This is a genomic window from Tessaracoccus massiliensis (assembly GCF_000826065.2).
GTDB lineage: Bacteria > Actinomycetota > Actinomycetes > Propionibacteriales > Propionibacteriaceae > Arachnia > Arachnia massiliensis_A.
The window spans coordinates 92,264-116,454 of sequence record NZ_LN623541.1 but is presented as its reverse complement, the minus strand read 5'-3'; the positions used below and the strand labels follow the sequence as shown (position 1 = coordinate 116,454).

25 protein-coding genes are annotated in these 24,191 nt (G+C 68.8%); 16 read left to right on the top strand and 9 right to left on the bottom strand.

Annotated elements, in window-relative coordinates; translation table 11 throughout:
• The first annotated feature begins 20 nt into the window (after window positions 1-20).
• From BN1186_RS04735 to BN1186_RS04730, 3 genes are all read left to right on the top strand, one after another.
• Window positions 21-599 (top strand): NUDIX domain-containing protein, encoded by a 579-nt coding sequence (locus tag BN1186_RS04735; protein ID WP_074436933.1) that lies wholly within the window; start codon window positions 21-23, stop codon window positions 597-599.
• A complete protein-coding gene (locus tag BN1186_RS15395; protein ID WP_180349019.1) occupies window positions 599-769 on the top strand; it encodes a hypothetical protein in 171 nt (56 codons plus the stop codon). The genes BN1186_RS04735 and BN1186_RS15395 overlap by 1 nt, the downstream gene beginning before the upstream one ends.
• Window positions 770-889: 120 nt before the next feature.
• Complete coding sequence (locus BN1186_RS04730) at window positions 890-1,126, top strand: hypothetical protein (RefSeq protein ID WP_040282984.1); 237 nt, start codon at window positions 890-892, stop codon at window positions 1,124-1,126.
• Between the two features lie 86 nt (window positions 1,127-1,212).
• On the opposite strand, the gene cysK is transcribed toward BN1186_RS04730, so the two are convergent.
• Window positions 1,213-2,142: a cysteine synthase A gene (cysK, locus tag BN1186_RS04725; RefSeq protein ID WP_040283147.1), complete on the bottom strand. Its 930-nt coding sequence runs from the start codon at window positions 2,140-2,142 to the stop codon at window positions 1,213-1,215.
• A gap of 134 nt (window positions 2,143-2,276) precedes the next feature.
• Between cysK and guaA the strand changes: the two genes are divergently transcribed.
• Window positions 2,277-3,827 carry a glutamine-hydrolyzing GMP synthase gene (gene guaA, locus BN1186_RS04720; RefSeq protein WP_040282983.1) on the top strand — a complete coding sequence of 517 codons (1,551 nt, stop codon included), beginning with the start codon at window positions 2,277-2,279 and terminating at the stop codon, window positions 3,825-3,827.
• Between the two features lie 49 nt (window positions 3,828-3,876).
• Here guaA and BN1186_RS04715 read toward each other — a convergent pair whose 3' ends face one another.
• From BN1186_RS04715 to BN1186_RS04705, 3 genes are read right to left on the bottom strand one after another with little or no spacing between them, the layout of a single operon-like run.
• On the bottom strand, window positions 3,877-4,146 hold the full coding sequence (locus BN1186_RS04715) for a PspC domain-containing protein (protein WP_040282982.1): 270 nt from the start codon (window positions 4,144-4,146) through the stop codon (window positions 3,877-3,879).
• Complete coding sequence (locus BN1186_RS04710) at window positions 4,143-4,340, bottom strand: hypothetical protein (RefSeq protein WP_040282981.1); 198 nt, start codon at window positions 4,338-4,340, stop codon at window positions 4,143-4,145. The genes BN1186_RS04715 and BN1186_RS04710 overlap by 4 nt, the downstream gene beginning before the upstream one ends.
• On the bottom strand, window positions 4,337-5,506 hold the full coding sequence (locus tag BN1186_RS04705; protein WP_040282980.1) for a PspC domain-containing protein: 1,170 nt from the start codon (window positions 5,504-5,506) through the stop codon (window positions 4,337-4,339). Before BN1186_RS04705 ends, BN1186_RS04710 begins: the two co-directional genes overlap by 4 nt.
• Window positions 5,507-5,619: 113 nt before the next feature.
• On the opposite strand from BN1186_RS04705, the gene BN1186_RS04700 reads away from it, so the two are divergent.
• Both BN1186_RS04700 and BN1186_RS04695 read left to right on the top strand, forming a co-directional pair.
• Window positions 5,620-6,870, top strand: a complete 1,251-nt coding sequence (locus BN1186_RS04700) for an ATP-binding protein (protein ID WP_040282979.1) — start codon at window positions 5,620-5,622, stop codon at window positions 6,868-6,870.
• Window positions 6,867-7,532: a response regulator gene (locus BN1186_RS04695; RefSeq protein WP_139650848.1), complete on the top strand. Its 666-nt coding sequence runs from the start codon at window positions 6,867-6,869 to the stop codon at window positions 7,530-7,532. Before BN1186_RS04700 ends, BN1186_RS04695 begins: the two co-directional genes overlap by 4 nt.
• A gap of 4 nt (window positions 7,533-7,536) precedes the next feature.
• On the opposite strand, the gene BN1186_RS04690 is transcribed toward BN1186_RS04695, so the two are convergent.
• A complete protein-coding gene (locus BN1186_RS04690; RefSeq protein WP_040282977.1) occupies window positions 7,537-7,878 on the bottom strand; it encodes a hypothetical protein in 342 nt (113 codons plus the stop codon).
• 167 nt (window positions 7,879-8,045) lie between these two features.
• Here BN1186_RS04690 and BN1186_RS04685 point away from each other — a divergent pair, with 167 nt between their 5' ends.
• On the top strand, window positions 8,046-8,324 hold the full coding sequence (locus BN1186_RS04685) for a GlsB/YeaQ/YmgE family stress response membrane protein (RefSeq protein WP_040282976.1): 279 nt from the start codon (window positions 8,046-8,048) through the stop codon (window positions 8,322-8,324).
• 64 nt (window positions 8,325-8,388) lie between these two features.
• Here the strand turns inward: BN1186_RS04685 and BN1186_RS04680 are convergent, their stop codons facing one another.
• A complete protein-coding gene (locus BN1186_RS04680; protein WP_040282975.1) occupies window positions 8,389-9,621 on the bottom strand; it encodes a phospholipase D-like domain-containing protein in 1,233 nt (410 codons plus the stop codon).
• 55 nt (window positions 9,622-9,676) lie between these two features.
• Here BN1186_RS04680 and pcrA point away from each other — a divergent pair, with 55 nt between their 5' ends.
• Window positions 9,677-12,100 (top strand): DNA helicase PcrA, encoded by a 2,424-nt coding sequence (gene pcrA / locus BN1186_RS04675; RefSeq protein WP_040282974.1) that lies wholly within the window; start codon window positions 9,677-9,679, stop codon window positions 12,098-12,100.
• A 96-nt stretch (window positions 12,101-12,196) separates the two neighbouring features.
• On the opposite strand, the gene BN1186_RS04670 is transcribed toward pcrA, so the two are convergent.
• Window positions 12,197-13,255, bottom strand: a complete 1,059-nt coding sequence (locus tag BN1186_RS04670; RefSeq protein ID WP_052459804.1) for a M23 family metallopeptidase — start codon at window positions 13,253-13,255, stop codon at window positions 12,197-12,199.
• A 230-nt stretch (window positions 13,256-13,485) separates the two neighbouring features.
• Between BN1186_RS04670 and sucC the strand changes: the two genes are divergently transcribed.
• Entirely contained in the window at window positions 13,486-14,664 is a 1,179-nt protein-coding gene (gene sucC / locus BN1186_RS04665; RefSeq protein WP_040282973.1) for an ADP-forming succinate--CoA ligase subunit beta, read from the top strand.
• A gap of 2 nt (window positions 14,665-14,666) precedes the next feature.
• Complete coding sequence (sucD, locus tag BN1186_RS04660; protein WP_040282972.1) at window positions 14,667-15,566, top strand: succinate--CoA ligase subunit alpha; 900 nt, start codon at window positions 14,667-14,669, stop codon at window positions 15,564-15,566.
• A gap of 1 nt (window position 15,567) precedes the next feature.
• On the opposite strand, the gene BN1186_RS04655 is transcribed toward sucD, so the two are convergent.
• The gene (locus tag BN1186_RS04655) at window positions 15,568-17,214 is read right to left on the bottom strand and encodes a hypothetical protein (protein WP_040282971.1); all 1,647 of its coding nucleotides are present in this window, start codon (window positions 17,212-17,214) and stop codon (window positions 15,568-15,570) included.
• 97 nt (window positions 17,215-17,311) lie between these two features.
• Between BN1186_RS04655 and BN1186_RS04650 the strand changes: the two genes are divergently transcribed.
• Genes BN1186_RS04650 through BN1186_RS04630 form a run of 5 tightly spaced genes read left to right on the top strand, consistent with a single transcriptional unit; the run spans window position 17,312 to window position 21,931 of the window.
• Entirely contained in the window at window positions 17,312-18,589 is a 1,278-nt protein-coding gene (locus BN1186_RS04650; RefSeq protein ID WP_052459803.1) for a cell division protein PerM, read from the top strand.
• A 9-nt stretch (window positions 18,590-18,598) separates the two neighbouring features.
• On the top strand, window positions 18,599-19,174 hold the full coding sequence (gene purN, locus BN1186_RS04645; protein ID WP_040282968.1) for a phosphoribosylglycinamide formyltransferase: 576 nt from the start codon (window positions 18,599-18,601) through the stop codon (window positions 19,172-19,174).
• The gene (gene purH, locus BN1186_RS04640; protein ID WP_040282967.1) at window positions 19,171-20,730 is read left to right on the top strand and encodes a bifunctional phosphoribosylaminoimidazolecarboxamide formyltransferase/IMP cyclohydrolase; all 1,560 of its coding nucleotides are present in this window, start codon (window positions 19,171-19,173) and stop codon (window positions 20,728-20,730) included. Before purN ends, purH begins: the two co-directional genes overlap by 4 nt.
• Before the next feature lie 27 nt (window positions 20,731-20,757).
• The gene (locus BN1186_RS04635) at window positions 20,758-21,618 is read left to right on the top strand and encodes a bifunctional methylenetetrahydrofolate dehydrogenase/methenyltetrahydrofolate cyclohydrolase (RefSeq protein WP_040282966.1); all 861 of its coding nucleotides are present in this window, start codon (window positions 20,758-20,760) and stop codon (window positions 21,616-21,618) included.
• Window positions 21,602-21,931, top strand: coding sequence for a DUF3017 domain-containing protein (locus BN1186_RS04630; RefSeq protein WP_052459802.1), 330 nt, complete (start codon window positions 21,602-21,604; stop codon window positions 21,929-21,931). Before BN1186_RS04635 ends, BN1186_RS04630 begins: the two co-directional genes overlap by 17 nt.
• Before the next feature lie 174 nt (window positions 21,932-22,105).
• Here the strand turns inward: BN1186_RS04630 and BN1186_RS04625 are convergent, their stop codons facing one another.
• Window positions 22,106-23,368 (bottom strand): PrsW family intramembrane metalloprotease, encoded by a 1,263-nt coding sequence (locus BN1186_RS04625; protein ID WP_082031114.1) that lies wholly within the window; start codon window positions 23,366-23,368, stop codon window positions 22,106-22,108.
• Between the two features lie 86 nt (window positions 23,369-23,454).
• Between BN1186_RS04625 and BN1186_RS04620 the strand changes: the two genes are divergently transcribed.
• Entirely contained in the window at window positions 23,455-24,120 is a 666-nt protein-coding gene (locus BN1186_RS04620; RefSeq protein WP_246043240.1) for a vitamin K epoxide reductase family protein, read from the top strand.
• Window positions 24,121-24,191 lie beyond the last annotated feature (71 nt).

The window sequence follows — 24,191 nt, the reverse complement described above, 5'->3', positions numbered from 1 at the left end:
TCGCCCCGCCGCTGGTCGTTGTGGTGGGCGCCGTCATCGTGAGTGGAGGGCTGGTGCTCGCGGCCCAGCGCGGGGAGGGCCGGGCGCTGCCCGGCCTCTGGGAGTTTCCCGGCGGCAAGGTGGAGGACGGTGAAACCCAGGAACAGTCGCTGCGTCGCGAGATCCACGAGGAACTCGGCTGCGTCGTAGAGGTGGGGGAGCGGTCGGTGCGCACCGAGCACAGCTACCCCTTCGGTCTGGCGGAACTCACCGCCTACTGGTGCACCCTGCTTGAGGGAGAACTCGTCGCCACCGAACACGCGGCCCTCCTCCTCGCGCGCCGTGTCCGGGCCACCTTCACCGCGGCGCGCGCGAACGCCGAGCGGATCGGGATGCAGTACCTGCCCGAGCAGTACCGCGACCGCGCGGGCACGGCACTGAAGGCCGCGCGCCTCGCCACGGACAAGGGTGCCGCGGCGTCCGAGCGTGAGACCGCGCTGCGCCGCGCCGTCGAGATCCTCGACGAGTTGGCCCTGTACTTCCTGCCCACGGGAACGGATGCGCGCAAGGCGATCACGGGCCGGGCCCCGCTGGCGCTGCCCGGTAGGAGGTCGTCCTGATGTACTCCCCGTGGGACCCGGTGCATCTCGACACCTCCTGGGGCGTATTCGCCCCGGGCGCTGTGCTCTTCTACACCGATGAGGACGCCGTCGTCGTGGATGCCCGCCGCAAGGACAAGAAGATCAAGCTGCGCATCCAGCGCATCAACGGCGAACGCATCGAACGTTAGGTCAAGCTGTCTGAGAGCCTGCGTGCCCAGGTGATCGCCATGATCAAGGAGGGCCAGGTCCGCGCGCCGTGGCGCTGCCCGCCGTGACCCACCGCTGCGCTCGACGACCTGGCCACCGAGGTGGAGCTCACCTTCAACGTCGCGCAGGCCAACGCCGAACGGCTGGGCCTGGAGCACCTGCCCGAGGGCGCCCGCTCCGATGCCCGCCGGGCCGGGAAGGCGGCCCGCTTGGCGGCCGGTGCGACGACGCCGGGGGAGCGGCAGGCCTCGCTGGCGCAGGTCAAGCGCATCCTCGATTCGTTGGCGCTGTACTACCTGCCCACCCTTGTTGAGCGGCTGGCCATCGAAGCTGGTTGAGCCGCGAGCATGTCGAAAACCTCAAACATGCACGCACGCTGGGGGGTTTCGACACTGCTCACAGAGCTTGCAGGACCAGCCAGCGGTCAGTTGTCGAGCAGTCCCTCGAACAGGACGGTCGAGAGGTAGCGCTCGCCGAAGTCCGCGAGCACGACGACGATCGTCTTGCCGGCGTTCTCGGGGCGGGCGGCGACCTCGACGGCGGCCGACAGCGCGGCGCCGGAGGACAGGCCGACGAGCAGGCCCTCCTCGGTGGCGGCCTTGCGGGCGAACTCGATGGCCTGGTCGATGTTGCGGGGGAGCACCTCGTCGATCACGTCACGGTCGAGGATCTCCGGGATGAAGTTGGCGCCGATGCCCTGGATCTTGTGCGGGCCGGGCTGGCCGCCGCTCAGGATGGCGGATTCCTGCGGCTCGACGGCCACGATCTTGACCTCGGGCTTGCGCTCCTTGAGCACCTGGCCGACGCCGGTGATGGTGCCGCCGGTGCCGATGCCGGCCACGACGATGTCGACCTGGCCATCTGTGTCCGCCCAGATCTCCTCGGCGGTGGTCTCGCGATGGATCTTGACGTTGGCCTGGTTGGCGAACTGGCGGGCGAGGATGCCGCCGCGCTCGGCCGCGATCTCCTCGGCCTTCTCGACGGCGCCGCGCATCCCGGCGGGGCCGGGCGTGAGCACCAGTTCGGCGCCGTAGGCGCGCAGCAGCGCGCGACGCTCGAGCGACATCGTCTCGGGCATGGTCAGCACGACGTTGTAGCCGCGGGCGGCGCCCACCATCGCCAAGGCGATGCCGGTGTTGCCGGAGGTGCCCTCGACGATGGTGCCGCCGGGCTGCAGCTCACCAGCGGCCTCGGCCGCGTCGATGATGGCCACGCCGATGCGGTCCTTGACCGAGTTGGCCGGGTTGTAGAACTCCAGCTTGGCGGCGACGGTGGCGTTGTCGCCGGCCACCCTGTTCAGCTTCACGAGGGGGGTGCGGCCGACGAGGGCCGTCACGTCAGGATAAATGCTCATGTCGCGGTCAACCTCCGTCACCGGCGGTTTATTCCCATGGCGCCAGGTGAGTTTCGGCGGGGGTCACCGTCGGCAGCCGGCCGCATCGTCGGGCGGGTGGCTCGAGGGGGCCGCGGATCACTAGACTCACCCTCATGACAGCCCACGAGAAGGTGCTGGTCGTCGATTTCGGTGCCCAGTACGCCCAACTCATCGCGCGCCGCGTGCGCGAGGCCAACGTGTACTCGGAGATCGTCAGCCCCCGGCTGAGCGTCGATGAGCTGCTGGCCCAGCAGCCCGCCGCGATCATCCTCTCCGGCGGGCCTTCGTCCGTCTACGCCGACGGCGCCCCCTCCGTTGACACGGCCATCTTCGACGCAGGCGTGCCGGTGCTCGGCATCTGCTACGGCTTCCAGGCGATGGCCCAGGCGCTCGGCGGGACCGTCAACAAGACCGGTCAGCGCGAGTACGGCCGCACGTCCCTGTCGATCGCCGAGGGCGGCCGACTCCTCGAGTCCATGCCGAACACCCTCAACGTGTGGATGAGTCACGGCGACAGCGTGGCCAAGGCACCCAAGGGATTCAAGGTGCTCGCCCGCTCCGCCGGCGCACCGGTGGCTGCCTTCGAGCACACCGAGCGTCAACTGGCGGGCGTGCAGTGGCACCCCGAGGTCAACCACAGCCAGTGGGGCCAGCAGGTCATCGAGCACTTCCTGTTCAACATCGCCGGCCTCACGGCGGACTGGACGCCGGAGAACATGGTCACCGAGTCCATCAACGCCATCCGCTCCCAGGTGGGCGACCGACGCGTGCTCTGCGCGCTGTCCGGCGGCGTCGACTCCGCGGTGGCCGCAGCCCTCGTCCAGCAGGCCATCGGCTCGCAGTTGACCTGCGTGTTCGTCGACCACGGTCTGCTCCGGCAGGGCGAGGTGGAGCAGGTGCGCACCGACTTCGTGGCCGCCACCGGCGTCGACCTCGTCTTCGCCGACGAACGCGAGCGTTTCCTCGCCGCGCTGGCCGGCGTCAGCGACCCCGAGGAGAAGCGCAAGATCATCGGCCGGGAGTTCATCCGCACGTTCGAGGAGCAGGCACGCCAGATCGCGGGCGACCGCGGCATCGACTTCCTCGTCCAGGGCACCCTCTACCCCGACGTGGTGGAATCGGGCGGCGGCGAGGGCGCGGCCAACATCAAGAGCCACCACAACGTCGGCGGCCTCCCGGACGATCTGCAGTTCACGCTCATCGAGCCGCTGCGGCAGATGTTCAAGGACGAGGTGCGCGCCGTCGGCGAGCAGCTCGGCCTGCCGGAGGCCATGGTGTGGCGCCACCCGTTCCCCGGCCCCGGCCTGGGCATCCGCATCGTCGGCGAGATCACCGAGGACCGCCTGGCCATCCTGCGGCAGGCAGATGCCATCGCCCGCGAGGAGTTGGCCAACGCCAAGCTCGAGCGCGAGATCTGGCAGTTCCCCGTCGTACTCCTGGCCGACGTCCGCTCGGTGGGCGTGCAGGGCGACGGCCGTACCTACGGACACCCCATCGTGCTGCGGCCCGTCGTCTCCGACGACGCGATGACGGCCGACTGGGCGCGCCTGCCCTACGAGTTGCTGGAGAGGATCTCCAACCGCATCACCAACGAATGCCCCGAGGTCAACCGTGTGACGCTCGACATCACCAGCAAGCCCCCGGGCACCATCGAGTGGGAATGACACGAAGCGCCGCCGGCAGATGCCGGCGGCGCTTCTTTATGACTCCGGATCAGATGTCGTAGTTGGGGCCCTGCGGGCCCTTGCGGTTGCGGTCGTCGTACCAGGCGCGGGCCTTGGTGAAGCCCTCCTCGGCGATGGTGCCGCCCTCTTCGCGGGGGATGACCGCCCAGAGGATGAGGTAGACCAGCAGGCCACCGCCGGCGAACAGCGAGACCAGGATGAACGCGATGCGCACGATGGTGACGTCGACGTTGACGGCGCGGGCGATACCCGAGCAGACGCCGCCGATCATGCCGTTGCGGGAGCGGGAGAGGTTCATGAGAGTTCCTTTCGGTTGGGTGTGCGGCCACGCGAGGCGATCAGTCCGATCGTGCCGGCGGCGGCCAGGGTCACGGCGAGGATCGGTTGGATGAGGGGAGAGGAGATGTGGTCTGCCAACAGCAGCACCACGGCGAATCCCATGGCGGCCAACCCGATGGCGAGGGCTGCGGCGTCGAGTGCGGGGCGGTTCATGGTGCGTCCTTGATGGTGACGTTGGAGGCTTGGGCTGAGATTTCCACCTTCAGTTGGAGTGGCGTGATGCTCGGATGGACCGGCTCGCTGAGGTCCGTGACGTCGCTGGCCAGGTTCTCCACGGTCTCGACCTGCAGCACGGGGCCAGGGAGGATGACGTCCACGTTGGATGCGACGGCTTCGATGCGGACGGTGTCGTAGCCGCGGAGATCGAGTTCGCCCAGGTCGACGACGGCGTCCTCGGCGGTGACCTGCACCACGCGGGTGTCCGGGCCGACGACCGGGAGCGGTGCCTGTGCGGCGAGCCAGCCGATGGCCACCATGGGCAGCGCCACCAGGGCGAGCACGAGGCGGGGGAGACGACGGCTGCGCGCCACCAGCGCGAAGAGCACCGCACCAAGGCCCCCGACGGCGGTGCCGACGGCGAGCGTCACGGTGGCGCTCGCGCCCAGCATGATCCCCGCGATGGCGGCCGCGGCGATCATCGCCGCCAGTACCGCCAGGCCGCCCAGCCAGCTCGACCTGGGCCGGGGCGCCGGCGGCAGCAGTGGCTCCTCCTGCGCATCGGCGTAGAGGTCGACCTCCGGCAGTTGCGGCACGGGCACCGCCGCGCGGTGGGTGCCGACAGCTTCGGTGATGCTGCGCCGCCAATGCTCCACCAGTGCCTGGTCATCCACCGGATGGGCGGGGCTCAATGTGGTGGGGAGGGCGGAGGTGGGGTAGCGGTCAGCAGCGGACGGTGGCTGCCCCGGGGCTGCGGCCGACCTGGACCGACGGCTCCAGAGGGCCAGCACGATCAGCATCAGCACCCCGGCGCCCCACGGCAGCGGGAACGCCGCGCCGATGGTGAACATCAGCGCGATGGTGGAGGCGATCACGAGGGTCTTCTGCGCGAGTGCCGACCAGTCGTGGAAGCCCGGCAGCCACCGGTCGATGGGGCGGCTGCCCTGCGGGCCGCGGGTCAGGGCGGTACCCCAGGCGTACAGGCCGACTCCTAGGCCGGAGCACATCGCCAGCACCACGAACACGACCCGCACGAGGACCACATCGACGGCGAGCCGTTCCGCGACGGCTCGGCTCAGGCCGGTGCCGACGCCGGAGGCCTCCCGGCGCTGGACGGCGCCGAGGCTCGGGTCGAACCAGCCGAGGTCGAGTTCTGTGGACATGGCTCCAGTCTTCCCTGCCGGGTGCCCGTTACCCATCGGGTGTCCCCCTGAAGGACCCCTGGAAACACGTCTCAGGACTGGCCCGGTCGGCATCTGCGTGAGAATCTGGAGCCATGACTCAGCTCCCGGCGGTGCCCAGCGCGCCCACGCGCGCCCCGCTCCAGCGGCGCACGGACTCCGGCATGATCGCCGGCGTGGCAGCGGGGCTGGCTGCGCATCTGGGTGTCAACGTCCGGCTCGTCCGGCTGGGTTTCGTGCTCTTGTCGCTGGTCTCCGGCCTGGGCCTGCTCGCCTACGGCGCGCTCTGGGTCATGCTTCCCGCAGGCCAGAACGCTGACGAGCCCGCCGGCCTCGAGGCCGCGAGGCGTCGCGGCATGCGACCGGCCGCGGCGCAACCATCGCAGCGCCCGGACAGCGGTGTGCTGATCTCCGGTGGCCTGATCGTCGTGGGGCTGCTGTGGCTGTTCGTCTCCGGCGGCGTGGTGCCGGCGGGGCTGTTCTGGCCCATGATCATCGGCGGCATCGGGATCATCGTGATCTGGCTGCAGGTCGACGAGCGCGTCACCCTCGCCGGCCAACGCACGTTGTGGGCGCGCCTCACGCGCGGCGGCGGCACGATGAGCATCGTGCGTCTCGTCGGCGGGCTCGTGCTTGTGGGCGCGGGCATCTCCTGGACGCTCGCCACCCAGATCGGGTTGGCCCAGCTCCCCGGGGTGCTGGGGGCCTCCGCCCTCCTGCTCGCAGGCCTGTTCATCGTGGCGGCGCCGTGGCTGTACCAGCACCGCAACCGGATCCGCCGGGCCGACGCGGAGCGGCACCGCGCGGAGGCGAGAGCAGACATGGCCGCCCACCTGCATGATTCGGTGCTCCAGACCCTCGCCCTGATCCAACGCCAGTCCGACGACTCGGCCACCGTCGCCCAGTTGGCCCGCCGTCAGGAGCGTGAACTGCGTACCTGGCTCTACGGCGAGACCACCCGCGCAGCCTCACTGCACTCGGCGCTCCAGGAACTCGCCGCCGATGTGGAGAGCCGCTTCCCGGTGGACGTGGAACTCGTCTGCGTGGGCGACGCCGCCGTCGACAACCGGGTGGAGGCGGTGATCCTGGCCACGGGCGAGGCCGTCACCAACGCTGCCAAGCACTCGGGCGCGGCCCGCATCGACGTGTACGCCGAGGCCCAGGATGGCCACATCGAGGTGTTCATCCGGGACCGGGGCAAGGGCTTTGATACGGAGCAGGTGCGCGAAGGCCGGATGGGCGTGAGAGAATCAATCCGGGCTCGCATGGAACGTCACGGGGGGAGTGCAACGATCCGCTCTGAGCTCGGGGACGGCACTGAAGTGAAATTGGAGATGAGCGGATGAGCGAGGATCAAGCTCTTGACGTCAGCGGGCTCAGGGTCGTCATCGTCGACGACCACGCGATGTTCCGCGCAGGAGTCAACCACGAGATCGGGCAGCACGTCTCCATCGTCGGCGAGGGCGAGGACGTGGAGACCGCCGTCAAGGCGATCGTGGAGACCGAGCCCGACGTCGTGCTGCTGGACGTGCACCTGCCCGGCGGCGGCGGTGCCGAGGTGATCAAGCAGGTGCTGGCCGTCAAGCCGGAGGTGAAGTTCCTGGCGCTGTCGGTCTCCGATGCCGCGCAGGACGTGATCGGCGTCATCCGGGCCGGCGCCAGGGGCTATGTGACCAAATCGATCAGTTCCGAGGACCTCATCGAGGGGATGGCTCGCGTGGCCGCGGGGGATGCGGTGTTCTCGCCGCGGCTCGCGGGGTTCGTGCTGGATGCGTTCAATGGGGCGATCGATATCGCCCAGGTGGATGAGGAACTCGACAAGTTGAGTGCCCGCGAGCGCGAGGTGATGAAGCTCATCGCCCGCGGCTACTCCTACAAGGAGGTGGCCAAGGAGTTGTTCATCTCCATCAAGACCGTCGAGACGCACGTCTCATCCGTGCTGCGGAAGCTCCAGTTGTCGAACCGCCACCAGCTCACGAAGTGGGCGACGGATCGACACCTGGTCTGACAGATCACCAGAAGACGGCGATGCCCGCGTTGAGGAGGGTCAGCGCGAAGATGCCCCAGAACGGGCCGTCGTCGACCTTGTCCTTCTTGCGGTTCATCAGCACCAGCACGAAGATGACGATGAGCAGGAGCAGCTTGATGCCCACCTTGACGTGATTGACGGTGCCGTCGCCCATCTCCAACGAGCCCACCAGAAGGATGCCGGTGATCAGCATGGTGAGGGCGCCGTGCCACATGGCGGGGTTGACCACGCGCTTGGGGCCCTTCAGTTGAACGAAGGCGCCGCCGAACAGGGCCGCGAAGCCCACGAAGTGCAGTAGCAGAAAGATGTTATGCAGGATATCCATGCCCCGGAGCCTAGCCAGCCGGGTGCGTAGGGGCGAACCGGTGGCACCTCCGACGGGGCCCCCAGTACGCCCAAAAGGATGTTTCTGTACCCTGAAATCCCACCTCAGGGGCGAATCAGGGTGGTGGGAGCTTGCCAGCACACGCCAAACCCTGCAATGCTGGGGACATGATTTGGAGCATTATTTCCTGGATTGTCATCGGTCTCCTCGGAGGCGCAATTGCCAAGGCCATCATGCCCGGGCGTCAGGGCGGCGGTTGGGCCGCCACCATGATCCTCGGCATCATCGGCTCGTTCGTCGGTGGCCTCCTCGGCTCGCTCATCTTTGATGGCAAGCTCGACTTCTCCGGCCCGAACTTCTCGATCGGCGGCCTGATCACCTCGATCGTCGGTGCCCTCATCGTGCTGGCCATCTACGGCTGGATGCAGGGGCGCAACCGCGCCTGAGCCAACCAGTTCACCTATCAACAGGAACGACCCGGCTTCGGCCGGGTCGTTGTTTTGTGTCCACTCAGAAGAACGGGCGCCAGGGGGAGAGGAACAATTCGGTGGCCTTCGCCACCCACGAGCGGTGCGCCCACCGCGTTTCGGTCAACTCGATGGTGTTGGACTGGTCCGTGCGGAACACGCCCTCCATGAACGAGGCCACGTCCTCATCGGTGACCTCGAGGTTGACCTCGTAGTTGCCCCGCAGGCTGAGCCTGTCGAGGTTGGCGGTGCCGATCGTCGACCACATGCCGTCGATGGTGGCGGTCTTGGCGTGCACCATCGCCCCCTTGTAGAGGTGGAGCTTGACGCCGGAGCGCAGCAGATCCGTGTAGTAGCCGCGCGAGAGCCAGTCCGCCACCACGTGGTTGGAGCGCTCGGGGACGATGATGCGCACGTCGACGCCGCGGTTGACGGCGTCGCGTAGCGCCGCGACCAGGTCGTCGTCAGGGATGAGGTACGCGTGGGTCAGCCAGATCCGGGACGCGGCCCGGTCGATGGCCTCCAGGTACATGTTGCGGATGGGGTAGACCTGGATGCGGGGCGTGTTGCGGTGGAGGCGGACGGTGGTCAGCCAGTCGCGCTGCGGGTTGTGCTCGATGCGCCCGTTGTTGCGCTTGACGTGCAGGTTCCAGAAGTCGATGAATGCATTGTCCAGCTCCGCGACGCCGGGGCCGACGATGCGGGCGTGGGTGTCGCGCCAGCCCGTGGCGTACAGCGAGCCGATGTTGTAGCCGCCTACGAACCCGATCCGCCCGTCGACGGTCAGCAGCTTGCGGTGGTCGCGGCCCCAGCTTCGCGGTGACCAGGGAATGGGAATCGCCGGGTGCGGCATGGTGTGGATGGCGCTCGGGATGGACCGGAAGAAGGAGCGGGGCACCACCAGGTTCGCGAACGAATCCCACACGGCGTAGACCTCCACCCCACGATCCGCGGCCCGGGTCAGCGCGTCGCGGAACCGGCGGCCCGTCGCGTCGCCCTTCCAGATGTAGGTCTCGAAGTAGATGGTCTCCTCTGCCGCGTCGATCGCCTCGATCATCGCGTCGAAGAGGTACTCCCCGTAGGTGTAGACGGTGATCTCGTCCTTGTGCACCGGCAGCGGCTCCGGCCTGGTCACGGGAAACTTGCGCAGCTTGCGCTTCTTCTTGCGCAGCGCCTCGGCCGCGGTCAGCGCGAGCATGGCCAGGATCTGGGTGATCAGGACCGTCGCGGTGAGGCGGTTGAAGATCCTTCGGAACCGGGCCCAGACGTGATGCATGCGCCCAGCGTACCGACGGGGTGGGCAGGGTGAGACGGTAGGCTTGGCAGCCGACATGAGTGACTCCCTGTTCCCTGACCTGTTCTCCGTCTTCCGGCCCGACGAACCCGCCCCGCGGCACCCGGAGGCTGCCCAGCATGCGCGCAAGGCGAAGGCGAGGCAGGTCAGCGAGGAGGAACTGCTGGAGGGTCTCAACCCGCCGCAGCGCCAGGCCGTCGTGCACGCCGGGGGACCCGTCCTCGTGGTGGCCGGCGCCGGATCGGGCAAGACACGGGTGCTCACCCGCCGCATCGCCCACCTGGTCAGCCAACGCGACGTGCATCCCGGCTCCATCCTGGCCATCACGTTCACCAACAAGGCCGCCGCTGAGATGCGCCAACGGGTCATCGAATTGGTCGGCAACCGTGCCAAGCTGATGTGGGTCTCTACGTTCCACTCCGCCTGCGTGCGGATCCTGCGCACCGACATCGACCGCTTCGGCCTGACGAAGTCGTTCTCCATCTACGACGATGCGGATTCCAAGCGGCTGATGTCCCTGGTGGTCCGTGATATGGAACTGGACCCGAAACGCTACCCGGTGCGTGCGGTGATGAACGCGGTGAGCAACTACAAGAACGAACTCATCGACCACGAGCGGGCAGCGTCGGAAGCGGAAGGGCCTCGCCAGGAGACCATCGCGCGGGCCTACGCCGATTACCAGTCCCGGCTGGCAGCGGCCAACGCGCTCGACTTCGACGACCTCATCATGACCACCGTGCACCTGTTCCAGGCCTTCCCGGACGTGCGCGAAAAGTACCGACGCAGGTTCCGCCACGTGCTCGTCGACGAGTACCAGGACACCAACCACGCCCAGTACGCGCTGATCCGTGAGTTGTGTGCAGGCGAGGTCACGGGCGTGGTGGACGGTTCCCCGACGGTGGAGCCTGCCGAGTTGATGGTGGTGGGCGACTCGGATCAGTCGATCTACGCCTTCCGCGGCGCCACCATCCGCAACATCCTCGACTTCGAGTCAGACTTTCCCGGCGCGAGCACCATCGTGCTCGACCAGAACTACCGCTCCACCCAGAATGTGCTCACCGCCGCCAACGCGGTGATCTCCCGCAACCAGGGGCGGCGTGAGAAGCACCTGTGGTCCGATCTGGGCGAGGGTGATCTCATCACCGGCTGGGTGGCCGACAACGAGCATGACGAGGCGCAGTTCGTCGCCGATGAGATCGACAGGCTTTCCGACGCGGGGGAGAGCCAGTACGGCGACACCGCCGTGTTCTACCGCACCAACGCCCAATCGCGTGCCTTCGAGGAGGTCTTCATCCGCGTGGGCATGCCCTACAAGGTCGTCGGAGGCGTGCGCTTCTACGAGCGCCGCGAGATCCGCGACGCCATCGCCTACCTGCGCGCCCTCGTGAACCCGGCAGACGACGTGTCGGTGCGCCGCATCCTCAACGTGCCCAAACGCGGCATCGGGGACCGCGCCGAGGCCGCCATCTCGACGCTGGCCACAGCGGAGCGGATCAGCTTCTTCGACGCCCTCCAGCGCGCCGAGGATGCCCCGGGGCTGGCCAGCCGTTCCGTGAAGCTGATCCAGGGTTTCGTCGACATGATGAACATCCACCGCGCCATGGTCGCCGCGGGCAAACCTGCCGACGAGGTGCTCACCTCCATCCTGAAGCTGTCGAACTACCTCCCGGAGTTGGAGGCCTCCACGGACCCGCAGGATGAGACCAGGATCGAGAACCTGGTGGAGTTGGTGTCAGTGGCTGCCGAGTTCGTGGCCGCGGCCAACACCATCGACCTCGACGACGAGGACGCCGTCGAGTCCGGCCTTGTCTCCGGCATGCCGGAGCCCGACGACTCCCTGGCGGCATTCCTGGAGCGCATCGCCCTGGTGGCGGATTCGGATCAGGTGCCCGATCATGAGGAGGGCAAGGGCATCGTCACGTTGATGACGCTCCACACCGCCAAGGGCCTCGAGTTCGACACCGTGTTCCTCACCGGCATGGAGGAGGGGATGTTCCCGCACATGCGGGCACTGACCGATCCGGTCGAGTTGGAGGAGGAGCGACGCCTGGCCTATGTGGGCATCACCCGGGCCCGCAAACGGCTGTACGTGAGCCGCTCCGCGGTGCGCGTGACGTTCGGTCAGCCGGCCTACAACCCGGCCTCACGGTTCCTCGACGAGATGCCGACGCACGTGATGGACTGGCGCCGCACCGGATCGGCCACCACGCAGTGGGCGAGCAGCGCCGCCACGCGCAACCGGCAGACCACCGCGTCGATCCAGAGCTTCGGCTCCGGCAACGGCCCGCGCAAGACCGTGCCCACCGTCGCGGTGGGGGACAGGGTGCTGCACGCCAGCTTCGGCATGGGCACGGTGATGGCGGTGACGGGAACGGGCGACAATGTGCGCGCTGACGTCGACTTCGGCTCGGCCGGCACCAAGCGCGTCAGCGTCAAGCACGCCCCCATGGAGAAGCTCTGACTGTGGTACCGCCAGCGAACGTGCAGTGACTCAGGTCATGGCCCAGCTGCGGGGCCCTGCGTCGTCTCGCAAGCTCGCAGGCTGAACCAGCAAGGGTCAGCGGACGCCGAGGGAGCTGAGGAACGCCATCGGGTTCGACGCGCTGTACACGTCGCCGGGGGTGACACCGGGCTTGTAGTACTCGAAGTGCAGGTGCGAGCCGAAGGAGCGGCCGGTGTTGCCCACGTAGCCGATCAGCTGGCCGGCCTTGACGGTCTGCCCGGGGCTGACCTTCTTGCCGCTCAGGTGGGCGTAGAGCGTGGAGCCGCCGTTGCTGTGCTGGATGACGACGTTGATGCCCGCCCAGCCGCCGGCGGTGGGGCTGAGGACGACGCCCGAGGCAGCGGCGTAGACGGGGGTGCCGGTGGGGGCGGGGAAGTCCTGGCCGGTGTGGTAGCGCGACCAGCTGCCACGCTTGCCGAAGCCGGCGCCGATGCGGTAGCCGGACTTGACGGGCATCGAGCCGCCCTTGCTGGTGAGGTTGGAGATCTCCTCGGCGGACATCGGGTCGACGTCGGCGACCTCGAGGCCGGCGGCCTTGGCGGCTTCAGCGGCCTCGGCGGCCTTGCGGGCCTCTTCGAGACGCCGGGCGGCCTCCTCGGCCTCCTTCTTCAGCTTCTCGGACTGGGCGGCGACGGCCTTCATGTCCTCGTCCATGAGCCTGTCGCGCTCCTCCATGGAGAGATCGGCCTCGGCCTTGGTGGCGGATTGGTTGGAGACGCCCAACGCGTCCCGGCGTTCCTTGGCGGCCTGGTTGGCCACGACGTCGTCGAGCCCGCTGCGCACGGCGTTGCGGCTGACGTCCGCGCTGCGGTCCTCGAAGCTCTCGGCTGCGGCGGACATGGCAGCGGCCGGAATGGCTGCGGTGGCGTCTGCTGCCTCGCTGATCTCGTCGAGGTCGGCGTCGCGGGCGGCGAATGCGAATGCGAAGATGGCGGAGGCGCCCACTGCCCCGGCGATGCTCATGGCGACGATGCGACGGGAAAAGCCCCCGATGGCGGCGCTTGCGCGACGGGCGGGGGCGGCTGCTGCGACGACCTCAACTTCGAGGATGGCGTCGACTGACGAGTCTGCATCTGCGGCGCGACGTGCGCTTCGCTGAGGGGTGATGTTCACCGGACTCCTGAACTTGCTGCTGGGGGGCGTTTCCGAATGGAACCTTAACAGTTCTCAGGAATCTCTCAAAATTTTGTCGTGTCATCGTTCACATCCGGGGTCCAGGCGTCATTCCTGCGCCCGCGCGAGATCGGCTCTCCTCTGTCTCTCCGCCGAATCCCTACCGCATCACCCCCTGTCCCGGTACGCTGGCGAAGGTTTAGCATTCTCAACCATGGATAGGAATCAGGGTGGATCTCCTCGAATATCAAGCGCGCGAACTCTTTGAGCGTTTCGACGTACCGGTGCTGGCGGGGCGCACCGCCACCACACCGGAGGAGGCGCGGCAGGCCTACGCCGAACTTGGCTCCGGCACGGTGGTGGTCAAGGCTCAGGTCCGCACGGGTGGGCGGGGGAAGGCGGGCGGCGTCAAGCTCGCCAGGAGTGAAGAGGCCGCCGTCGAGACGGCCGCCGAGATCCTGGACCTCGAGATCAAGGGTCATCCCGTCGACGTGGTGATGCTGAGCCCCGGCGCCGACATCGCCGAGGAGTTCTACTTCTCCATCCTGCTCGACCGCGCCACACGCGGCTATCTTGCGATGTGCAGCGTGGAGGGCGGCGTCGACATCGAGACGCTCGCCGAGGAGCGACCCGAGGCGCTGGTGAAGATCCCGCTGGACGTCGACGAGGGCATCACCGCCGACGTGGCCCGGCGCATCGTCACCGAGGCAGGCTTCCCCGAGGACATCCACGCCCCCGTGGGGCAGGTGCTGCAGAAGCTCTGGACCGTGTTCAAGGAGTCCGACGCCACGCTGGTGGAGGTCAACCCGCTGGTCAAGACCGCCGACGGCACCATCCTGGCGCTCGACGGCAAGGTCACCCTTGATGAGAACGCGGACTTCCGCCACGAGGAGTGGCAGCAGTACGACGAGACGACCGGCCAGGTCGACCTGGAGCGGCAGGCCCGCGAACTCGACCTCAACTACGTCAAGCTCGACGGCTCCGTCGGCGTGATCGGCAACGGCGCGGGCCTCGTGATGAGCACGCTCGACGTGGTGGCCGCCGCGGGCGAAGAAATGCCCGGCAAGCCCAAGCCCGCCAACTTCCTCGACATCGGCGGCGGCGCGTCCGCGCAGGTGATGGCCAACGGGCTGCGCATCATCATGAGCGATCCGCAGGTCAAGTCGGTCTTCGTCAACGTCTTCGGCGGCATCACCGCCTGCAGCGACGTGGCCAACGGCATCGTCAACGCGCTCGAGATGCTGGGCGACGAGGCGCGGCTGCCCATCGTGGTGCGCCTCGACGGCAACTCCGTCGACGTCGGCAAGGCCATCCTCGCCGAGGCCGACCACCCGCTCATCACCGTCAAGAACACCATGGACGAGGCGGCCCGCACGGCGGCCAAGCTCGCCGCTGAAGGGAAAAACTGAACATGGCGATCTACATCGACGCATCCTCGCGCGTCCTCGTCCAGGGCATGACCGGCCGGGAGGGACGCAAGCACACACAGCGCATGATCATGTCCGGCACCCGCGTGGTGGGCGGCGTGACACCCGGCAAGGCCGGCGAGTCCGTCCTGTTCGAGGAAGACCCGGTACCGGTCTACAACTCCATGGTGGAGGCGGTCGCCGCCACCCACGCCAACGTCTCGGTCGTGTTCGTGCCGCCGAAGTTCGCCAAGGCCGCCGTGATGGAGGCCATCGAGGCGGAGATCGAGCTGTGCGTGGTGATCACCGAGGGTATCCCGGTGCGCGACGCCGTCGAGTTCCAGGCCGCCGCGGAGAAGGCGGGCACGCTGATCATCGGGCCCAACTGCCCCGGCATCATCTCGCCCGGCAAGTCCAACGTCGGCATCATCCCCGCCCACATCTCCGGCCCCGGCCGCATCGGGCTGGTGTCGAAATCCGGCACGCTGACCTATCAGATGATGTACGAACTGCGCGACCACGGATTCTCCACCGCGGTCGGCATCGGCGGCGACCCTGTCGTCGGGCTCAAGCACATCGACGTGCTGCAGGCCTTCGAGGACGATGAGGACACCGACGTGATCGTGATGATCGGCGAGATCGGCGGCGACGCGGAGGAGCGGGCCGCCGAGTACATCAAGGCCAACATCACCAAGCCGGTGGTGGGCTACGTGGCGGGCTTCACCGCGCCGCCCGGGCGCACCATGGGCCACGCGGGCGCCATCATCACGGGTTCCTCCGGCACGGCGCAGGCCAAGAAGGAAGCGCTCGAGGCGGCAGGGGTGCTGGTCGGGGAGACCCCGTCGCAGACCGCACAACTCGCGCGCGACGCGATCGCCGCGCTGCGCGCCAAGCAGCTGACCTGAATCAGGCGGGCAGTTGGCTGGCCCGGATCGAGATCCGGGCGGCCAGCTCCGTCAACTGCTCCGGCGTGAACTGCGCCTTTGGTGCGGCGGAGATGATCGTGTAGGCCACCTTGTTGCCGGCCACGGACACGATGAGCTGGTAGGTCAGCTTTTCAGTGTCCGAGATGGCCTGGGTGGCCGTGAAGACGCGCGAGGAGAGGGCGTTGCCCTCCGCGTCGCGGGCGGGTACGGCGTCGTGCTCGGTGACCTCTGCCGTGTTGGCGCGATCCTTGCAGCTGTTGAGGTTGGCGCCCAGCTTGGTGACGAACACCGCCGCCTCCTCGACCGTGTCGAAGGTGAACAGCAACTCGTCGATGCCGAAGCGTTCCGGCACAGCCGCGTCGCGGGTGAGTGCGTAGGCGGTGCGCTGCCTCTCGACCGGGCCGGGTTCGGTGGCCAGTTCCATGTCCTCGCAGCCCATGTTGGTGCCGTCGACGGGGTGGGGACCGGTCATGGTCCAGCGACCGGTGCCCGCGTGCAGCCGGGGCAGGTCGATGGGCACGAGCCAGCCCGGGGGCTCAGCAGGGGGCACGACGGCGGGCGTCGCCACCGGGGTCGTCGGGGCCGGGACGTCCTGCGCCTCTGCCAGCCGCGCCTGGGGGCGGACCAGAGCGAGCGCTGAAGCCGCCGGCTCGACGGGCTCCTCGTCGCGGGCCACATCGAAGAGTTGGACGGCGGCGCCGTCGCGGGTCATCAGCACCGTGTGGTACTTGACGGGCGTCTCCTCCTGCAGGAAGGTCACCTGGAAGGTCTCCTCGGCCATGCCGTCGATGCTCGAGGCGCGCTCGATGCGGGCCGGCAGCTCGGTGCAGCTGGACAGCGCGGCGACCCGCTCCGTCCAGACCTCTTCAGCAGCCTTGGGCGTAGCGTAGACGTCGATGCGGTGGAGTGCGGCCAGCTTGTCGGCGCCCGTCGTGCCCAGCGTGCGCTGGAAGGAGTGGGTGGAATTCTGCGCAGGCTGGGTGGTGCTCAGGCACACCGCACGCATGTCATGTTCCGCCTGGCTGTAGGTGGTGGTGATCACCGACCATTCCGAGGCGGGCGCGATGGGCACCAGATCATCCGCGGTGACCAGATCGGTCATCTCGGCCGGCTCGGCGCTCTCGGTGGGCGACGGGGAGGCGCTCTGGCTGGGCGACGGGGGCCCCGTCGGGTCTGTGACCGGTTCGGTGGCGCCGGTGCTCCGGGCCACGAAGAAGGAGATCAGCCCCGCGATGAGGGCGCCCACCACGCCGACGGCGGCCCACGTCGCCAGCGTGCGACGGTTGGCGGCCACCCAGGACGTGGGCTCCTGGGCCGACCCGGCCCCGGATTCGACGGGGGTGTCGCTCGACAGGGCGGAGCGTCGCGGTGCGGGGCTGGGGCTGTCCGAGAACTCGCCGGCAGACCGGGGGAACACCGGAGCGGGGATCATCGGCTCAGCCGGGATGGGCTGCTCGGCCTCGGTGCTGCCTGGGCGCGCGAACGGATTGACCGGATCCTCAGGCGCGCCCGCGCCGCGTCGGGGGCTGGGGGCGCCGTCGGCTGCGGTATCTTCTGGAACCAGTGGCTCCTGCAGATCGTCGTCAGGTTGCCAGGCCCGTCGGGGACGAGACGTCTCGTCAGACACGGGGGCTCACCTCCTCCGGAGCGCTGGTCGGCCACGTTACGTTTGGCCAGACTACCGGGGTAGCTGAAAACTGCGCGACAACCTCAAGGGAAGGGTGATGGTGGAAGCCTCCAAACACCGCACCGTAGCCGTCGACGTCGATTCGACGCCGGAGCCTGAACCACGCCACTGGCCGTGGCCGTGGTACCTGCCCGCCGTGGTGGGCCCGCTGGCCGTGCTGCTGGGCGGATGGCTGGTTCTGGCGGGCCTCACCGCCGTGGGCTGGCTCACCTCGCCCGATGCGGAGCTGAGCCCGGCGCTGCGGCTCGCCACGCAGGTGCTCGTGCTTGCTCACGGCGCGCCCGTGGACCTGGGCGGCCAGCCGGTATCCATCGCCCCGCTCGGGCTCACCATCCTGCTGCTCTTCCTCGCCACCCCCCTCGCCTCGCACGCCGTGCGGCAGGCGGCCAGCCACGGCGCGCGCCCAGACGACAACGGTGAACTCTGGGTCGACGGCGAGCGGCTGATGGTCAAGGTCGGCGGCACCTTCGGCGCCACCTACGCCGCGGCCGTCGTCGCGCTGTCGCTGGCCATGGGGGCAGGCTCGTGGCGCGCCCTGGTCGGGGGCGTCGTGGTCGGCGGGATCGCCGGCTTCTGGGGCGCGGCCCGCGGCATCGGCTATGACCCCACCGAAGCCTGGCCCGAGTGGCTGCGCGCCGTCCCCCGCGCCATGGGTGCCGCGCTGCTGACCGTCTTCGCCGGGGCTGTCGTCGTCGCGGGCCTGGCCGTGTGGTCCGGCTGGGGCCGGATCCGCGAGATCGCCGCAGCTCTCGACGGCGGCACCAGCGGCCTCATCCTGCTGATCGCCCTGCACCTGCTCTACCTGCCCAACCTGGTGCTCGCCTGCGCGTCCTGGTTGCTGGGTGCCGGGCTCACCGTCGGGGACGGGTCGCTGATCACCATGGCCATCTCGGACGTCGGCCTCCTCCCCGCCATTCCCATCTTCGGCGCCGTGCCACCCTCCGGCCCCGCGCCGCAGTGGATGCTGTGGTGGCTGGCCGTCGGTGCGCTGGCGGGCGTGGCCGCCGCCCTGTTGGTCGTCTTGGCCCGGCCCCGTGCCCGGTTCGACGAGACCGCGCTGGTGGGCGGCTTGTCGGGAACGGCTGCCGGCCTGATCATCGCAGCGCTGTGCGGCCTGGGTTCCGGCGCATTGGGCGCAGACCGGCTCAGCCACATCGGCGCCCGCATGCCGGAACTGCTCGTCTTCGCCCCCACGCTCCTCGGCATCTCCGGAGTGATCGCGGGCCTGGTACTGGGGCTCATCCGCCGCCCGGTTCGCGCAGAGTCCGGGGGCGAGGATGACGCGGACGCGACACCCGAGGGGCCGTCGGCGTAGGGTGTGCAGGTGACCACCCGCGTCGTCGTCCTGCTCTCCGGCTCCGGCACCCTGTGCCAGGCGCTGCTCGACGCGGTCGACGCCGGCGGCGTGGACGCCGAGGTGGTCGCCGTCGTCTCGGACCAGGCCGACGCCTACGGCCTTGAGCGGGCCCGCCGGGCGGGGATCCCCGCCGTCGCCCACCCGTTGGCCAAGGGCGCAGACCGGGCCGTGTGGGACGCGGAGCTCACCAGGATCGTCGACGGCTACGAGCCGGATCTGGTGGCCTCCGCCGGCTTCATGAAACTGCTGGGGGAGAGCTTCCTCGCCCGCTTCGGTGGCCGCACCATCAATACCCACCCCGCGCTGCTGCCCAGCTTCCCCGGCATGCACGGCCCCCGCGACGCGCTGGCCGCAGGCGTCAAGGTGGCCGGGGCCACCGTCTTCCTCGTCGACCCCGGCATCGACACCGGTAGGATCCTGCTGCAGGGCGCCGTCGATGTGCTGCCGGACGACGATGTCGACACCCTCCACGAACGCATCAAGGTGGTCGAACGCCGCCTCCTGATCCAGGCCGTCTCCGAATGGAAGAAGGAAAACCCGTGACCGAGCTGACCCCTCTGCGCCGAGCGCTTGTCTCCGTCTACGACAAGACGGGGCTGATCGAACTCGGCAGAGACCTCGTGGCCGCCGGCATCGAGATCGTCTCCACGGGCTCGACCGCCGCCAAGCTGGCCGACGCCGGGATCGCGGTCACCGGGGTGGAATCTGTCACAGGTTTCCCCGAGTGCCTGGACGGCCGGGTCAAAACGCTGCACCCGCACGTGCACGCCGGCATCCTGGCGGACCGCCGCCTCGACAGCCACCGCACCCAACTCGACGAGCTGGGCGTGGCCCCGTTCGACCTGGTCATCACCAACCTGTACCCGTTCGCCGCCACGGTCGCCTCCGGGGCCTCGCAGGACGAATGCATCGAACAGATCGACATCGGCGGGCCCACCATGGTGCGCGCCGCGGCGAAGAACCACGCCTCCGTGGCCGTGATCACCTCCGCCGAGCAGTACCCGATGCTCCGCGCCGCCCTCACTGCCGGCGGCCTCACGCTGGCGCAGCGCCGCGAACTTGCTGCTGCGGCCTTCGTGCACACCGCCAACTACGACGTCGCGGTGGCCTCCTGGATGTGCAGCGAAGTCGTCGAATTCCCCGATGACAGCGGCTTCCCCTCCTGGTACGGCGCCACCTGGAACAAGGTGGCAGACCTGCGCTACGGCGAGAACTCGCACCAGAAGGCCGCCGTGTACCGCAACAGCCACGGCACCGCAGGCCTGGCCGATGCCACGCAGCTCCACGGCAAGGAGATGAGCTACAACAACTACGTCGACGCCGACGCAGCCCGCCGCGCCGCCTACGACTTCGACGAGCCCGCCGTCGCCATCATCAAGCACGCCAACCCCTGCGGGATCGCCACCGGCACCGACATCGCCGATGCGCACCGCAAGGCCCACGCCTGCGACCCCGTCTCCGCCTTCGGTGGCGTCATCGCCGCCAACCGGCTCATCTCGGTGGCGATGGCCGAGCAGGTGGCCGAGATCTTCACCGAGGTGATCGTCGCGCCCGGCTACGAGGAGGGCGCCGTCGAGGTGCTGGCCCGCAAGAAGAACATCCGCATCCTGATCGCAGAACCGGCCTCCAACGACGGCCTCGCCGTCCGCGAGATCGACGGCGGGCTGCTGGTGCAGCAGACCGACGCCATCGACGCCGACGGCGACGACCCCGCCAACTGGACCCTCGCCGCGGGCGAGGCCGCCGACGAGGACACCCTGGCCGATCTGGTCTTCGCCTGGCGGGCTGTACGCGCCGTCAAGTCGAACGCCATCCTGCTCGCCCACGACGGCGCCTCCGTGGGCGTCGGCATGGGCCAGGTCAACCGCGTCGACTCCTGCCACCTCGCCGTCGACCGCGCGGGGGACAGGGCCAAGGGCTCCGTCGCCGCCTCTGATGCGTTCTTCCCGTTCGCCGACGGCGCCCAGGTGCTGCTCGACGCCGGTGTGCGCGCCATCGTCCAGCCCGGCGGCTCGGTGCGCGACCAGGAGGTCGTCGACGCGGTGACCGCCGCCGGGATCACGATGTACTTCACCGGCACCCGCCACTTCTTCCACTGACACAGGTTTGCACCGACGGAGGCACCCATGACCGCAGCCACGCTCGACGGCAAGGCCACCGCGGCCGAGATCAAGGCCGAACTGACCACCCGCGTCGCCGCGCTCACACAACGCGGCGTCACCCCCGGCCTGGCCACGGTGCTGGTGGGCTCAGATCCGGCCAGCCAGAACTACGTGCGGATGAAGCACCGCGACTGTGAGCAGGTGGGCATCGCCTCCATCCAGGTGGAGTTGCCCGAGGACACCACCGCGGACCAGCTCCGCGAAGCGATCGAGGGTCTCAACCAGGACCCGGCCTGCACCGGCTACATCGTCCAACTGCCCATCCCGAGGCACCTGGATGAGAACTGGGCGCTGTCGCTCATCGATCCGGACAAGGACGCCGACGGCCTGCATCCCATCAACCTGGGGCGCCTCGTGCTCAACGAGCCCGCCACGCTGCCGTGCACCCCGCGCGGCATCGTCGAGCTGCTGCGCCGCCACGACGTCGAACTGAACGGCGCTGAGGTGTGCGTCGTCGGCCGGGGTATCACCGTCGGCCGCCCGCTGGGCCTGATCCTCACCCGCCGCAGCGAGAACTCCACCGTGACCCTCTGCCACACCGGCACGCGGGACCTGGCGGCGCACACGCGGCGCGCCGACGTGGTGGTCGCCGCCGCGGGCGTGCCCGGCATGATCACCGTGGAGATGATCCGCGAGGGCGCCGCGCTCGTCGACGTGGGCGTGAGCCGCGTCGACGGCAAGACGGTGGGCGACCTCGCGCCGGATGTCTGGGACAAGGCGGGCTACGTCACCCCCAACCCCGGCGGCGTGGGGCCCATGACGCGGGCGATGCTGCTGAGCAACGTCGTCGACCGGGCAGAACTGCTCCATGGTCTTCAGCGATAGGCTCCAAGGTCGCCTGGCCCGGCGCGGCAAGGACCGGCCGGCGGAGTCCTACCCGGACAGCCCCTGGGCGCTGCTGGCGGCCCTCGGTGTGCTGGGCGCCGGGGTGGCATGTGCAGCCATGGGTCGCTGGCGCATGGCGTCGATGCTCATCGGCGCCTCCCTCCTGCTGGGGGCGCTGCTGCGGCTGATTCTGCCGCGCATCGCCGCGGGTCTGCTGGTCGTGCGCCGCCGCTGGATCGACGTGCTGGTCCTCGCCCTGTTTGGCGCCGCCGTCGTCGTTCTCGCCCTGGTGGTCCCACCCTCCACCCCCTGACCGCATGGTCCCTGAGCGTTCTCCTGCGAGCTTGCGAGCCAGCGAACGACGAAGGCGTCGTCCTGAGTGTTCGTGAGGAACGAACGAACGTATCGAAGGAGCCCCCGCAACCGACCAGGCGCCAGAGACGCTGCGGGGCCCTTCGTCGCGGGGCCACGCTCAGGGGCCAGATGCTCAGCCCCAGTGCTGCGAGCCCCAGGACTGGCCGGGGGGACCCTCCATCGGCGACCAGCCTCCGCCGCCGCTGAGGATGCGATGCACCTCGCCGCGCTGGGAGGAGACCAGTTGGGTGAGTTCGCGGTGCAACTCGATCCAGGCGGCGGGGGGCTGCCCGTCGGTGTTCGACTCGAGCCGGCCGCGGAGGAGCGAGAGTTCCGTGACGTTCTGGATGAAGTCCTTCAGCAGCCTCTTGTCGCCGCCGGCGGAGGCGATCATGTTGCGGCGGGCGGTCAGGTCGTGCAGCCACCCAGCCTCCAGCGGCGTGATCCAGCCGAAGTGCACCAGGGCCGGGAGTTGCTGCATCACGGTGTCGCGCTCCCGGTGGCGGGCCTTGACGCCCAGGATGATGAGGCCCACGAACACGACGATCTCGATGACGGCCGCCACGATCAGGCCGGCGCCGCCCATGAGCACGACGGAGGTGTTGTGCAGGAAGTGCAGGGCCACCGCCAGGACCCAGGCCAGGATGGGCCATCCGAAGCGCATGGGGCCGGTGGCGTTGATGCCTGCCCAGATGCCCACGGACACGATGATGGTCAGCATCGGGTGCAGGTAGGCCACCAGGAGGAGACGCACCAGGATGACCTGCGTGGACTCGCCCATGGTCTCGGGCGTCATCGCGTAGGTGATGTGCTCGATCCACGAGAACCCGAGGCCCACCATGCCGCCGTAGACGATCACGTCGGTGAGGCTGTTGAGTTCGGCGCGCCCACGCTTGGTGCTCAGCAGCACGACGACGAGGAAGAGGCCCTTGGTCGATTCCTCGATCAGCGGGGCCGAGAAGCTGGCGGCCGCCTGCTGGGACTGCGTGGAGTACGCCACGAGCGTGTTGACGATGCCGCTGATCAACGCCGAGACGCCGGCGCCCCACACGAAGGCGCCGATGATGAACATCGGGGGCTCCGGCTCCCACCTGTCCAGCCAGTGTATGAACCATAGGCCGATCGCCAGAACGATGCTGAACGTGGCCACTGCCACGAACGACTGGGTGAGGGGCCGATCCAGAACCACCAGCATGCCGAGCAGCGTCGCCAGGCCACCGATCACCAGGAAGATGATCGGCACGAGGACGGCCTGCTGCTTGTGCTTGTGCCCCTGCACGTAGGCCGGATACTGCGACAGCACAGGCGACTGGTACGGCGGCATACCCATCGGCGGGGCCTGCTGCGGGAACGGTGCGGGCGAACCCTGTGGCTGCTGGGGAGGCGGAAAGTTCATTGTCACAAGGACCACCGTAGGGGGTCATGGGGCAGATGGGGTGACCCGCGGGCTGTGTCCTTGCGGCCGACAGTTACCATGTAGGCGTGCAAGAGCAGACGACCCATGCGTCTCCGGAGATCCTCGATCCCGCGAATCCGGGAGCAGACCCACGCCCGGTGCCGCCGAAGCGGCAGCGCTACATCTTGTTCGGTGAGATGCTCGTGTTCGCCATCGTCAGTCTCATCGCCTCTTGGGTGCTGAGCTACGACGCCATCGTGCTGGCCGCAGACCCCAACGCGGATCTGGCCTGCTCCATCAACGCCGTGCTCGACTGCGCACGAGTGGGCGCCAGTTGGCAGGCCAACGTCTTCGGGTTCCCCAACGCCTTCCTCGGCATGATCGCCGAGCCCGTGGTGATGACCATCGCCGTGGCCGCCCTGTCAGGAGTGCGGTTCCCGCGCTGGTTCATGTTCACCGCCAACGTGGTCTACTTCCTGGGCGTCATCTTCGCCTACTGGCTGCTGTACCAGTCAACCTACGAGATCGGTGCCCTGTGCCCTTGGTGCCTGACCGTGACCGTCTCGACGACGTTCGTGTTCTGGTCCATGACCGCCTGGAACATCCAGGAGCGCAACCACTACTTCTCCGGCAAGGTGGCCGAGAAGCTGGAGCGCATCCACCGCGGGGGCTGGCTGACCATCGGTTTCATGGCGTGGATCGCAATCGTGCTAATCATCGAGATCCTGCACTGGGCGCCGCGCTACCTCTGAGCCCCCGCGTGTCCCTCCCAGGGGGAGCGGTAGAGTCTGCTGCGTAGAACCTACCGTTCCAAGAGAGGAAT